This window comes from Paraburkholderia acidisoli (genome assembly GCF_009789675.1).
GTDB classification, from domain to species: domain Bacteria; phylum Pseudomonadota; class Gammaproteobacteria; order Burkholderiales; family Burkholderiaceae; genus Paraburkholderia; species Paraburkholderia acidisoli.
In genome coordinates this window covers 1,944,172-1,957,258 of the sequence record NZ_CP046913.1, presented here as the reverse complement: position 1 = coordinate 1,957,258, position 13,087 = coordinate 1,944,172, and the positions used below count along the sequence as shown (strand labels likewise).

Sequence of the window (13,087 nt, the reverse complement as noted above, 5' to 3'; positions counted from 1 at the left end):
TCAATGGGAGTGCGAATTCGTAGCCATTGCGGATGCCGACGCGGTTATGTATCCACGAGAGCGACGCAACCGCTATGGCAAGAATCTCGCCCGCGGCGCCGGGCAAATTCGCTGCCCGACGCCGCGCGCGTTTTTACGTCGTCGCCACGTTCATCGAGCGACAACGGCGCACGACATTCAAACCGAAGCCGCCATCTCCTCACGCACCTGCGCCGTGATTTCGAACGAACGCAGCCGCGCCGCGTGGTCGTAAACCTGCGCCGTGACAATGAGTTCGTCGGCGCCGGTTTGCTCGATCACCGAAGCGAGGCCCGCGCGCACCGTCTCGCGATCGCCGATCACCGAGCACGCGAGCGAATGCTGCACGCCCGCCATTTCGAACTCGTTCGCCGGCACTTGTTCGACGGGCGGCGGCAACTGGCCCGGCGTGCCGCGCCGCAGGTTGATGAACTGCTGTTCGAGCGACGTGAAGAGAAAGCGCGCTTCCTCGTTGGTGGGCGCGGCGAACACGTTCACGCCGACCATGGCGTGCGGCTTCGCGAGGGTGGCCGAAGGACGGAACTGCGAGCGATACAGGCGCAGCGCCGTGAGCAGATGGTCGGGCGCGAAATGCGAGGCGAACGCGAAGGGCAGGCCCATGGCCGCCGCGAGCTGCGCACCGTACAGGCTCGAACCGAGAATGTAGATCGGCACGTTCAGCCCCGCGCCCGGCACCGCACGCACGCGCTGGCCTTCCACGGGCGCGGCGAAATAGCGCTGTAGTTCGGCCACGTCGTCGGGGAAGCTGTCGGCGCTGCCCTGCAGGTCGCGGCGCAGTGCGCGCGCCGTGGTCTGGTCGGTGCCGGGCGCGCGGCCGAGCCCGAGGTCGATGCGGCCCGGATAGAGCGCTTCGAGCGTGCCGAACTGCTCGGCGATCACGAGCGGCGCGTGGTTCGGCAGCATGATGCCGCCCGAGCCCACGCGGATGCTGCGCGTGCCGCCCGCCACATGGCCGATCACGACCGAGGTGGCCGCGCTCGCGATGCCCGTCATGTTGTGATGCTCGGCGAGCCAGTAACGCCGATAACCCCAGCGCTCGGCGTGCTGCGCGAGATCGAGCGTGTTGGCGAGCGCGGCGCCGGCATGGGAGCCGGCCGGAATGGGCGAGAGGTCGAGAACGGAAAAGGGGATCATGGGTTCGGCGCCAGGTGGGGAGCGCGGCTGCCGGATGCGCGACGCGCGCGAGGGGATCGATTCCGCGCTTTTCGTCTAAACCGATGCCGCAAGGCAGCCGCCAGGTGGGCCCATTGTGCCAAAGCGGTTTCGTTCCTGCTGGCGGCCCGAGGGAATCCCTGCCGCCCGCGTGGTTTCCCGCTGGCCGGTAAGCGTGCGAATGCACGACCGATTCCGCCGATTCCGATGAGCCGAAATCATTATTATTTAAAGATAATGAATCGCGAGTTTAATTCAGGTGGATTAAGAAAAAATTTCGATTGCCTTACCGTGTTTTGTCGAATGGTAGAGGGCGGGGTATGAAGCGGGGTGTGAAGCGCAGTTCGCGATCGGTCATACGAACCCTAAAGCGTTCACGCCTTATCGATGGTTATTGCGGATAACGAAAAGGTGTTTTAAGCCTTGTCTGAAGGCGCCGCGAGAAGCTTGCTGCTACACTTTTTCCCGCTTTCCGGTGTGTACGTTGCCGCGCACAGCGAAGCAAGCGCAATGCGTGTTTTACTCGTTGCTTAATCGATTCTTCATATAATTTGCGTTACATCATAAATGGGCGTAATTCCGCATGGGCTTATCGCGAGATAAATCCCGTGTGACGACTTTGCGCGCGTTTATTTCAGAAGAATTAATCTGCACAAAATATCAGGATAAAACCCATGGCAAGTCGCAAAACGCGCTATCGGTTTCAGTCGAGCGCCGCATGTGAATCCTGCGTCATCACCCGCGGTGCGGCTTCATGACGCCGCCGCTCGCGGCCTTGCCCGCGCCCTGGCTGCCGTCGTGGTCCGTGCCGGGCTCCACGCTGCTGTGGCTCACGGTCGCGCTGTGCGCGCTGGCCGCCTGTTACGCGCTGTGCGCCGCGCTGGTCATGCCGCGGCTCGGCTCGCGGGCCCGCGTGCGCGAAGCCGCCGCGTTCGCGCGCCGCGCGCACGCGCGGCCGGTCAGCGTGCTTAAGCCGCTGTGCGGTGCGGAGCCTCGCTTGTACGAGAATCTGGCCACGTTCTGCGAGCAGCGGTATCCGTGCTTTCAGCTGCTGTTTGGCGTGTCGTCGGCCAGCGACCCGGCCGTGGCCGTGGTGCGGCGCCTCCAGGCGGCGTATCCGCGCCATGACATCGAACTCGTGATCGACACGCGCGTGCACGGCAGCAATCTCAAGGTCAGCAATCTCATCAATCTCGCGGCACGGGCGCGTTACGACGCGCTGGTGGTGGCCGACAGCGACATCGCCGTGGAACCCGACTATCTCGCCATCGTCACGGCGCCGCTCGCGCAGCCGGGCGTGGGCGTGGTCACCTGTCTGTATCGGGCGCGCAGCGTCGGTGGCTTCTGGCCGCGCGTGGGCGCGCTGTTCATCAACGAATGGTTCGCGCCTTCGGTGCGTGTCGCGCACGGCACGGGTTCGCGCGCGTTCGGTTTCGGCGCCACGCTGGCGCTGTCGCGCGCGACGCTGGAGCGCATTGGCGGATTCGCCGCGCTCAGGGACTGTCTCGCCGACGACTACCTGCTCGCGCGCCACGCCCGCGATTGCGGTCTCGCCACCGTGCTCGCGCCCGTGCTGGTCGACACCGACGTGATCGAGCCGAATTTCGGTGCGCTCTGGCTGCGTGAAACGCGCTGGCTGCGCACGATCCGCTCGGTCAACCCGGCGGGCTTCGCCGCGCTGTTCATCACGTTCCCCACGCCGTGGATCGTCGTGGGCGCGTGCGGCGCGTGGCTCGCGCATGGCGCCCACACCTGCGCGGCCGCGCACGCGGCGCATGTTGCGCTGGGCGTGACCACGGCCGGCGCCGTCATCGCGCGCATGATGTTGCACGCGCGCGCCAGCGCGAATGCGCGCGCGTTCTGGCGTGATTTACCGCTGACGCCGCTGCGCGACGTGCTGCTCGCGGCACAATGGTGCGCGGCCGCGTTCGGCTCGCACGTGATCTGGCGCGGCGTGCGCGTGGCCGTGGCGAACCCGCAGGAGGAGGCGCCGGCGCTGCACGGCCCGCGACCGCGTGAGCGTGCGCCGCTCAGCGCGCCTCGCTAAACGAGGCACGCTGAGCGCGCCCAGCCAGGCGCCCCCCGCTCGGCGCGCCCAGCTAGGCGCCCCCCGCCGATCAACAGCCCCGACGCGCGATGATTCGATCCATACGGCGCCTCGCGTCGCTTTCTCTTTCAACGTCCTCATGGATAGCCGGAGGATTCATCTCATGAAAACGCTGTTTCTGCAGGCCCCGTCGTACGACGGCTTCGATGGTGGCGCGGGTTCGCGCTATCAGGCGAAGCGCGAGATCCGCTCGTTCTGGTATCCCACGTGGCTCGTGCAGGCGGCCGCGCTCGTGCCCGGGAGCCGCGTGCTCGACGCACCCGCGGATGGCCTCGGTATTGACGCAACGCTGAAGATCGCCGCCGAATACGACCTCGTCATCATTCACACGAGCACGCCGTCGTTTCCCACGGACGCCCTGTTCGCCGAAGACCTCAAGAAGCGCAAGCCCGGCGTGCTCGTGGGCATGGTGGGCGCGAAGGTGCAGGTCGATCCGCACAACTCGCTCACGGCCACCGAGGCGATCGACTTCGTGTGCCGCGAGGAGTTCGACTTCACCTGCAAGGAGCTTGCCGAAGGCAAACCGTTCGCGCAGATCCAGGGCTTGAGCTGGCGCGCGCAGGACGGCTCGATCGAGCACAACGAAGGCCGTCCCGTGCTCGAAGACATGGACGCGCTGCCGTTCGTCGCGCCCATCTACCAGCGTGACCTGAAGATCGGCAATTACTTCATCGGCTATCTCAACTATCCGTACGTGTCGATCTACACGGGGCGCGGCTGCAAGTCGCGCTGCACGTTCTGCCTGTGGCCGCAAACGGTGAGCGGCCATCGTTACCGCGTGCGCTCGGTGGCCAACGTGCTCGAAGAAGTGAAGTGGATTCGCGACAACATGCCCGAAGTGAAAGAGATCATGTTCGACGACGACACCTTCACCGACGACGCCCCGCGCGCCGAAGCCATCGCGCGCGGTCTCGGCGAACTCGGCGTGACGTGGTCGTGCAACGCGAAGGCCAACGTGCCGTATTCCACGCTCAAAATCATGAAGGACAACGGCCTGCGTCTGCTGCTGGTGGGCTTCGAATCGGGCGACGACCAGATTCTCGTCAACATCAAGAAGGGCGTGCGCACCGATTTCGCGCGCCGTTTCAGCGCCGACTGCAAGGCGCTCGGCATCAAGATTCACGGCACGTTCATTCTCGGCCTGCCGGGCGAGACCGAAGCAACGATCGAGAAGACCATCGAATACGCGAAGGAAATCAATCCGCACACGATTCAGGTCTCGCTGGCGGCGCCGTATCCGGGCACGACGCTGTATAAGCAGGCCGTGGAAAACGGCTGGATGGAAGAGAACAAGACCATCAATCTGGTTTCGAAAGCGGGCGTGCAACTCGCGGCGATCGGTTATCCGCATCTGTCGCGCGAGGCCATTTATCACGAGCTGGAGCGGTTTTATCGCGAGTTCTATTTCCGGCCGTCGAAGATCTGGGAGATCGTGCGCGAGATGCTCACGAGCTGGGAGATGATGAAGCGTCGCCTGCGGGAAGGCGTCGAGTTCTTCCGCTTCCTGCGCGCGCACGAAGCATGATGTCGACGCAGAACCGTCGCGCCCGCGCGCTCATCTTCACCGCCGACGACTTCGGCTTGCATGAGCGCGTGAACGCCGCGGTGGAGCGCGCGCATCGCGAAGGCGTGCTTGATTGCGCGAGCCTGATGGTGGCGGCGCCCGCCGCCGCCGAGGCCGTCGCGCACGCGCGGCGCACGCCGGGTTTGCGCGTGGGCCTGCATCTCGTGCTCGCCGATGGCGCGGCCATGCTGCCGCGCGCGCGCATTCCCGCGCTGGTGGACGCGCACGGGCGTTTCGGCGCTGCGATGGTGCGCGATGGCGTGCGCTTCTTCTTTCTGCCTCACGTGCGGGCGCAACTCGCGCTCGAGATCCGCGCGCAATTCGAGGCGTTCGCGGCCACGGGCCTCGTGCTCGATCATGTGAACACGCACAAGCATTTCCATCTGCATCCCACGGTGCTCTCGCTGATACTCGAGATCGGCCGCGACTACGGTTTGCGCGCGATGCGCCTGCCGAACGAAGCGGGCGCGCCGCTCGCGCTCAGGCCGTGGCTCGCGCGGGTGCGGGCGCGGCTCGCGCGCGCGGGCATTGCGCACAACGACTACGTGGTGGGTATCGCCAACAGCGGCGCGATGGACGAAGCCGCCATGCTCGAAGCGCTCGCGAATCTGCCCGCGCAGGGCGTGGGCGAGATCTACTGCCATCCGGCGCTCGCGGGCGAAGAGGCGATCACGCCGTCGATGCGGCACTATCGTCACGCCGACGAATTCGCCGCGCTGGTTTCGCCGCGCGTGGCGGCGGCGCTCGCGCATTGCGGCATACGCACAGGCGGTTTCGCCGATGTGTTTTATGGCGCCGACCCGATCGACTCCGCCCGCGCCGCGCGCCCGAACGGGGAGGCCGGCGCGTGACGAAACGGCTCCGGTGGCTGGGCTTGCCGGTGGGGATCGGCGTGCTGATCGCGCTGGTCGTGCACGCCGGCGCGCGCGACGTGCTGCGCGTGATCGGCGCGGCCGGGCCCGTGCTGCTCTGGCTCGTGCCGTTTCACGCGCTGCCGTTGCTGCTCGACGCGTACGCGTGGCGTCTGCTGCTCGAGCGGCGCGTGCCGCTCGCATTTCTCTGGTGGATCGCCACGGTGCGCGAGGCCGTGAACCGCCTGCTGCCCGTGGTGGGCGTGGGCGGCGAACTCGTCGGCATTCGTCTCGCGCGCTGGAAGTTCGGCGATGGCGCGAACCCGGCCAACCGGGCCAACGATGCGGGCGCGGCGAGCGTGGTGACGGCTTCGGTGATTGTCGAAGTGGCCGTGACGATCGCGGTGCAATACGCGTTCTCGGCGCTCGGGCTCGTGGTGATCGTGGCGGCCACCGGCAGCGCGTCGTCGGTGCGCACCGCGGGCGCGATCGGTCTTGCGCTCGTGCTCTCGCTGCCGCTGCCGGTGATCGCGGTCATGCTGCTGCGCCGCGGCGGCGTGTTCCACGCGATCGAGCGCTGGGCCGCGCGCTTGTTCGGCACGGCGCATCCGCTGATGGCGGGCCTCGACGGCCGCCGGCTCGACGCCGATCTCGACCGACTCATGTCGCGCACCGGCCTGCTGTGTCGCGCCTTCGCATGGCAACTCGCGGGTTACCTGCTGGGCGCGGTCGAAACGTGGTGGGCGCTCGCGTTGCTGGGCCACGCCGTGAGCGCGGGCGATGCGCTCGCGATCGAAGCGATCACCCAGGCCGTGCGCCACGCGGCGTTCATGGTGCCCGGCGGACTCGGCGTGCAGGAAGCGGCCGTCGTCCTGCTCGCACAACTCTTCGGCGTGGGGCACGAGGTGGCACTGTCGCTCGCGCTCGTCAAACGCATGCGCGAGGTCGTGTTCGGCGTGCTCGCGCTGCTCTCGTGGCAGGTCGCCGAGTTGGCGCGGGCGCGGGCGGGCCGTGGTTTGGGCGAGGTTGCCGGCGATGCCGCTCGTGGTGCGGGCCGCGCGGGGTTGCGTCCTTCGCCCGACGCCGCGTCCGTGCTCGCGGCGCGCCGCGAGTTGCCCCCATCATCGGCACATTCGGACCATGCCGCACGCGCCGCTTCGCCCGCGAAAGCGCACGGCAAGCGCCATTGACGGTACATTGTGGGGACGTAGCGCGCGCGGGCCGGCTTGCGGCGGTTGTGCAGCGGTTCGCGCGCGTGTGATTTTTCCTCGCTGATGTCGTGCCGGCTCATGAGATTTCGCTTCGAACGCCGCGTAAGTGCCGTGGTGCGCGCGCTCGCGTGCGGCACGCTCATCGCGCTGTCCGGTTGCGACGCCGCCAGCGGCCAGTCCCCATTCATCGCCTCGATGTGGCAAGCCCTCAAAGCCTTCTTCGACTCGGTCAAACCCGACGCGCTCCTGCTCAAGGGCCTCACGCCCGGCGTCACCACGCTCGAACAGGTGCGCGCGCAGATGGGCAAGCCCGAGACCGAGCGCGTGTTCGACGACGGCTCGCGCCGGCTCGAATATCCGCGCGGCCCGCAAGGCCTCAAGACGTGGATGGTCGACATCGGCGCGAACGGGCGGCTCGTCGCTGTCACGCAGGCGCTGACGGCGGAAAATTTCGCGAAGATCCGCATCGGCATGAGCGAGGACGCGGTGCGGCAGTTGCTCGGCAAGCCGGGGCAAGTGGCGTACTACCGCCTGAAGAAGGAGACCGTGTGGAGCTGGAAGTGGGAAGAAGGGGGCGTGACGCCCGAAGCGTATTTCAACGTGCATTTCGGCCCGGACGGCGTGGTCTCGACGACCTCGCGCTCGGACGTGATACGCGGGCATTGACGGCATCGAACGTGGCGAACGCGCTCGAAACGGTCGAAACGGTCGAAACGGTCGGAGTACGGGGAGCCCCGGCCGCCACGGGCGAAGCGAGGTGCGCATGGTGAGCCATCGCAGACGGCCGCGGCGCGTGGGTCTCGTGCTCGGCGGCGGCGCGGCGCGCGGCTGGGCGCATATCGGCGCGATCCGCGCGCTCGAGGAAGCCGGCATCAAGCCCGACGTGGTGTGCGGCACCTCGATCGGCGCGCTCGTGGGCGCGGTGTATGCGAACGGCGACCTCGACTGGCTCGAGGACTGGGTTGGCAAGCTCACGTGGCAGACCGTGGTGCGGCTGCTCGATCTGCGTTTCTCGGGCGGGTTGCTCGGCGGGCGCAAGGTGATCGACCTGTTCGCGCAGCAGTTCAATGGCCGCGCCATCGACGATCTCAAGGTGCCGTTCGCGGCCGTGGCCACCGAACTCGACACGGGCCGCGAGGTCTGGCTGCGCGAGGGCGGCGTGGTGGACGCGGTGCGCGCGTCGATTGCCATTCCGGGCATTTTCACGCCGATCTGGCACGACGGCGTGTGGCTCGTGGACGGCGGCCTCAGCAATCCCGTGCCGGTCTCGGCCGCGCGCGCGATGCGTGCCGACACGGTGATCGCCATCGACCTCAATCACGACATTCTGAACGGCCGCGATCTGGGCGGCGCCATCGACACGGTGCCGCGCGCCGTGCCCGTGGAGGCGAACCCGCCGCCAGCCGACGCGCCAGGCGCGCTGGCTGGCGATACGGCGGCTGCCGCGCCCGCGCCGCTCATGCGCCGCAACGGCAAGCGCTTTCCGAACTGGCTGCAACCGGCCGCGCCAGGCGTGGCGGGCGGCGCCGACGTGCGCGTGGCGCCGCCGCCGAGCACGCGCGTGCCCTCGATGCTGAGTTCGATCGCGCAAAGCATCGACATCATGCAGGTGCGTATCACGCGCAGCCGCCTCGCGGGCGAGCCCGCCGACGTGCTGATCCAGCCGCGCCTGGGCGGCATGGGAATCTTCGACTTCCACCGCGCCGGGCCCGCCATCGCGGAAGGGCGCGCGGCCGTGCAGTACATGCTGCCGGCCATCAAGGCGCAATTGGGGCTGGAGTAGGGAGCGGGGGGCGCGCGGCGAGCGGCGTGCGGCGTGTCGAGTGCGGTCTTCAGGCCACACCCGCCACCCAAACCCACCCTTCGCGCCCCGCCCGCAGCACGGCCACGTCCAGCGGCGCGATCTCGATCGCCCGGAATCCCGCCGACGGCGCGCCGAGCGCGTGCAGGAGCGCCGCGCGAATCACGCTGGCGTGGGTGAATGCCACGATTCGCGCTTCGGTGCGGGCGTGGGTGCCGACATCGGCGGGATGGCGCAAACCGTCGAGCCATGCGGCCACGCGCCGGCGCAGGTCGTCGAACGATTCGCCGCCGCCGGGCGGCGCGAAGGCGGGGTCGCGCGTCCAGGCCGCGAGGGCGGCTGGCGTTTCCCGGGCGATATCGACGAGCCGTTGGCCCTGCCACGCGCCAAAATGCGCCTCGGCGATGGCGTCGCAGCGCTCGATTTCCATCGCGGCGGCCGGCGCGCAGACGGCCGCGCGCGCGGTCGCCCGCGCGATGGGCGCGGGACTGGCCACGACCCGCGCGCCGTCGCCGATCGAGGCCAGCCAGCGCGCGCGCCATGCGCCGATCGCCTCGCTGGCGCACGCATCGAGCGCTTCGGGCGCTTCACTCGCGCCATCTTCCGCTACGCCCGGGTCGGCCGCGTCGTTCGTATCCACCGCAACCGGAAACGTCCCCGCGCGCAATGCCGCGTTTGCCGCATGACTCACCAGCCAGACCTTCATCGACATCTCGCCCTTTCTCCGCTTGAATGCGCGCCGCGTTGGTTCGAACCCCACCCGGCACGGCCTCCGCGCCTGCTCGCCGCAGCGCGTAGAATACAGGCCTCACGACACGGAAGCCGGTGCAAGTCCGGCGCGGTCGCGCCACTGTAACGGTTGCCCCGATCGAACCACGCTTCGATTGCCGCAACGGAAGTCAGACCCGCGTCGTGCTCACGCTGTTTCACCGAATCTGCGACTAACGGGGCGCGCAACCCCAGGAGAAGTCACCATGTCCGAAGCCACTTTGCCTCTGCAGCACGCCCCGGCCACGCCGGCGCCCATTCCGCTGCGCGAGATCCTTCCCTGGGCCATTTTCGGCGGCCTCATGCTGCTGCTCGCGCTGTACTTCGTCGGCGCGGAGCAGGGCGCGACGTCGATCTTCCCGGGCATGTACGTCCACGAATTCGTTCACGACGGCCGCCATCTGCTCGGCTTTCCCTGTCACTAAGCCGGAGCCGCACATGGTTGGCAAGTTGCTGGTGCGCGGGATGCTGGCAGGCATCGCCGCGGGTTTGCTCACGTTCAGCTTCGCGAAGATCGCGGGCGAGCCGCAGGTCGATCAGGCCATCTCGTTCGAGGAAAAAGCCGACGCCGCCAAGGGCGAGGCGCCCGAGCCCGAGATCGTGAGCCGCGCGACCCAGTCGAGCTACGGGCTCTTCACGGGCGTGATGGTCTACGGCGCGTCGATCGGCGGCCTGTTCGCGCTCGTGTTCGCCTATGCGCACGGCCGCGCGGGACGTCTCTCGCCGCGCGCGCTGGCGGCGTGGCTCGCGCTCGCGGCGTTCGTCGCGATCTATCTCGTGCCGAATATCAAATATCCGGCCAATCCGCCTTCGGTCGGCGATCCCGAGACCATCGGTTATCGCACCGGGCTGTTTTTCCTGATGATCGCCATCTCCCTCGCCGTTTCGGTGTTCGCGCTCAAGGTGCGCGCGGCATGCGTGGCGAAGCTCGGCGTCTGGAATGCGTCGATCGTGGCGCTCGTGCTGTTCGTGGTGGTGATCGGTGCGATCCAGCTCGCGCTGCCCGCCATCAACGAAGTGCCCGCCGCGTTCCCGGCCGTGCTGCTTTGGAAGTTCCGCGCGGTCTCGATCGGCATGCAGGCGATTCTCTGGACGACCATCGGTCTCGCGTTCGGCGCGATGGCCGAGCGGCTCGTGGGCGCGCAGGTCCGACCGGGCGGTGCGCAGCGCGCGCGGGCCGCGTGACGGCGTGGCGCGATTCTGTCGATGACGCATCGCGCGCGTGACGTCGCCGCATCGTCCTGAAGCGTGCCGCCTGGCCGCGCAGCCATGCCGCCATGCCGCCATGAAAAAACGCCCCGCCTCGCCGGGGCGTTTTTTCATGGGGCGCGCGCGGTGTAAAGTCTCGCCTTCGCCCGCCGCCGCGCGCTCCCTCGCCGGTGCGGTATCGTCTGGGTTCGGCGGCACACGAAAGAGGACGGAGACGATCATGGCCCTATCCGCACAATCCGCACAATCCGCACAACACGCGGCATCGTCCGAAGCGAGCAAGCTCGTTGCGCGCGACATCCACAAGCGCTACGGCGACAACGAGGTGCTCAAGGGCATCTCCCTCGACGCGAAGAAGGGCGACGTGATCAGCATCATCGGCGCGAGCGGCTCGGGCAAGAGCACGTTTCTGCGCTGCGTGAACTTTCTGGAAAAGCCGAACGCGGGCGAGATCGTGGTGGACGGCGAACTCGTGCGCACCCGGGCGGGCCGCAACGGCGACCTCGACGTGGCCGATCACAAGCAGCTTCAGCGTATTCGCACCAAGCTCGCCATGGTGTTTCAGCACTTCAATCTCTGGTCGCACATGAACGTGCTCGAGAACGTGATGGAAGCGCCCGTGCACGTGCTGGGCGTGCCGCGCAAGGAGGCCGAGGATCGCGCGCGCGAATATCTGGAGAAGGTCGGACTCGCGCCGCGCGTGGAGACGCAATATCCCGCGCATCTTTCGGGCGGTCAGCAGCAGCGCGTGGCCATTGCGCGCGCGCTCGCGATGCATCCCGACGTGATGCTGTTCGACGAGCCGACGTCCGCGCTCGACCCGGAACTCGTGGGCGAAGTGCTCAAGGTGATGCAGAAGCTCGCGGAGGAAGGCCGCACGATGATCGTCGTGACGCACGAGATGGGCTTCGCGCGCAACGTGTCGAATCACGTGATGTTCCTGCATCAGGGGCGCACCGAGGAAGAAGGCGCGCCCGCCGCGGTGCTCGGCGCGCCGCGCAGCGAGCGCCTGCGCCAGTTCCTCTCGGGCAGTCTCAAGTAACGCGGCCACGTTTTGCCGATGATTCGCGCTTCCGTTTCCTTCGACGATGCCGGTGCTTCGCGCACCGGGCGCACCGTGCAGGTCGCGATCGTCGCGCTCGCGCCCGTGTCGATGTCGGCGATCGGGTTGATCGTCGACGCGCTCGATCTCGCCAACGAGATCGATGGCCGGGCGCTGTATCGCTGGCGCCTCGGGTCGCGCGACGGCCGGCCCGTGCCGCTGTCGGGCGGCGCGCAGCGGGCCGCCGACTTCGCGTTCGACCATGCTTTCGACGCTTCCTGCAACGCTTCCGCCGCTCCGGCCTGCGACTGGCTCATCGTGGTGAGCGGCCGCTATCAACCTTCCGCCGACGACAGCGCCTTGCTCGCCACGCTCGCGCGTGTCGCGCCGCGCACGCCGCTCGTCACCGGCGTGCATCACGGCGTCTGGTGGCTCGCGCTCGCGGGCCAGTTGCACGGTTATCGCGCGGCCGTGAACTGGGAGACGTATCAGCAGTTCACCGAGCGCTTCGAGCACAGCATCGCCACGCAACAGATTTACGAGATCGATCGCGACCGCGCGACCTGCGCGGGCGGTCAGGCCACGCTCGACTTCATGCTCGCGATGATCGGCCGCGATCACGGTCCCGAACTCGCGGGCCGGATCGCCGACGCCATGGGCGCGAGTACGTTGCGCAGCGGCGACGAGCGTCAGCGCATTCCGTTCGTGACCGCGCCCGGCGAGCGGCATCCGCGACTGAACGAGGCGCTGCGCCTCATGGAGGCGAATATCGAAGACCCGCTCACGAGCGACGAAATCGCCACGCTCGTGGGCGTCTCGCGGCGTCAGCTCGAACGGCTGTTCCGGCAGTATCTGAACGCGATGCCCGCGAAGTACTACCTCGGCCTGCGTCTCGCGAAGGCGCGCTCGCAGTTGCAGCGCACGAGCAAGTCGGTCGTGCAGATCAGTCTCGCGTGCGGGTTTGCCTCGGCGGCGCATTTTTCGAACGCGTATCGCGAGCGCTTCGGCGTGACGCCGCGCGAGGACCGGCGCAACTGGATCGCGCGCCAGCAGGGCGGCGGGGCGGCATCGGCGCAAACTTCGCAATCGGTGGAAGCTTCACAATCGGTGGAAGCTTCGCAATTGGTGGAAGCTTCACGATCCGGGCAATTTTCGCAACCGGCCGAAGCGGCGGAGTCGCCCGAGCGGCATTGAGCGCCGTGCTGCACCGCCGCACGCGGGCGTGGCGGCGATTCGAGCCGCGATCTGGTCCTTGACCCGGTCTTCCATCCGGTTCCAGGCGCGTCGCCTGACGAAAAAACCTGTCGCGTCTGCGCAAGACGTTTGCGGCGCGCTTGCCTACA

At 67.9% G+C, this 13,087-nt stretch carries 11 protein-coding genes and 1 pseudogene; 10 read left to right on the top strand and 2 right to left on the bottom strand.

From position 1 onward, the window contains the following. Positions 1-177: 177 nt before the first annotated feature. Positions 178-1,173: an LLM class flavin-dependent oxidoreductase gene (locus FAZ98_RS08510; protein ID WP_158950607.1), complete on the bottom strand. Its 996-nt coding sequence runs from the start codon at positions 1,171-1,173 to the stop codon at positions 178-180. 772 nt (positions 1,174-1,945) lie between these two features. On the opposite strand from FAZ98_RS08510, the gene hpnI reads away from it, so the two are divergent. The 6 genes and pseudogenes from hpnI to FAZ98_RS08480 all read left to right on the top strand — a co-directional run bounded on the left by hpnI (position 1,946) and on the right by FAZ98_RS08480 (position 8,707). Then, entirely contained in the window at positions 1,946-3,238 is a 1,293-nt protein-coding gene (gene hpnI / locus FAZ98_RS08505) for a bacteriohopanetetrol glucosamine biosynthesis glycosyltransferase HpnI (protein WP_158950605.1), read from the top strand. A gap of 163 nt (positions 3,239-3,401) precedes the next feature. After that, positions 3,402-4,823 (top strand): hopanoid biosynthesis associated radical SAM protein HpnJ, encoded by a 1,422-nt coding sequence (hpnJ, locus tag FAZ98_RS08500; protein ID WP_158950603.1) that lies wholly within the window; start codon positions 3,402-3,404, stop codon positions 4,821-4,823. Next, entirely contained in the window at positions 4,823-5,713 is an 891-nt protein-coding gene (hpnK, locus tag FAZ98_RS08495) for a hopanoid biosynthesis-associated protein HpnK (RefSeq protein WP_158951922.1), read from the top strand. The genes hpnJ and hpnK overlap by 1 nt, the downstream gene beginning before the upstream one ends. Further along, a pseudogene (locus FAZ98_RS08490) lies at positions 5,710-6,783 on the top strand (lysylphosphatidylglycerol synthase domain-containing protein); the annotation flags it as partial. The gene hpnK and the pseudogene FAZ98_RS08490, both read left to right, overlap by 4 nt. A gap of 219 nt (positions 6,784-7,002) precedes the next feature. Beyond that, the gene (locus tag FAZ98_RS08485; RefSeq protein WP_407672002.1) at positions 7,003-7,590 is read left to right on the top strand and encodes a hypothetical protein; all 588 of its coding nucleotides are present in this window, start codon (positions 7,003-7,005) and stop codon (positions 7,588-7,590) included. 100 nt (positions 7,591-7,690) lie between these two features. Next, entirely contained in the window at positions 7,691-8,707 is a 1,017-nt protein-coding gene (locus FAZ98_RS08480) for a patatin-like phospholipase family protein (RefSeq protein ID WP_158951920.1), read from the top strand. Positions 8,708-8,756: 49 nt separating this feature from the next. Here FAZ98_RS08480 and FAZ98_RS08475 read toward each other — a convergent pair whose 3' ends face one another. Then, a complete protein-coding gene (locus tag FAZ98_RS08475) occupies positions 8,757-9,437 on the bottom strand; it encodes a histidine phosphatase family protein (RefSeq protein WP_158950599.1) in 681 nt (226 codons plus the stop codon). Positions 9,438-9,699: 262 nt separating this feature from the next. Between FAZ98_RS08475 and FAZ98_RS08470 the strand changes: the two genes are divergently transcribed. The 4 genes from FAZ98_RS08470 (at position 9,700) to FAZ98_RS08455 (ending at position 12,938) form a co-directional block, all read left to right on the top strand. Then, positions 9,700-9,918 carry a CbtB domain-containing protein gene (locus tag FAZ98_RS08470; protein ID WP_158950597.1) on the top strand — a complete coding sequence of 73 codons (219 nt, stop codon included), beginning with the start codon at positions 9,700-9,702 and terminating at the stop codon, positions 9,916-9,918. 13 nt (positions 9,919-9,931) lie between these two features. Further along, positions 9,932-10,678, top strand: a complete 747-nt coding sequence (locus FAZ98_RS08465) for a CbtA family protein (protein ID WP_158950595.1) — start codon at positions 9,932-9,934, stop codon at positions 10,676-10,678. A gap of 244 nt (positions 10,679-10,922) precedes the next feature. Continuing rightward, positions 10,923-11,744 (top strand): ABC transporter ATP-binding protein, encoded by an 822-nt coding sequence (locus FAZ98_RS08460; RefSeq protein WP_158950593.1) that lies wholly within the window; start codon positions 10,923-10,925, stop codon positions 11,742-11,744. An 18-nt stretch (positions 11,745-11,762) separates the two neighbouring features. Further along, positions 11,763-12,938, top strand: a complete 1,176-nt coding sequence (locus FAZ98_RS08455; RefSeq protein WP_158950591.1) for a GlxA family transcriptional regulator — start codon at positions 11,763-11,765, stop codon at positions 12,936-12,938. Positions 12,939-13,087 lie beyond the last annotated feature (149 nt).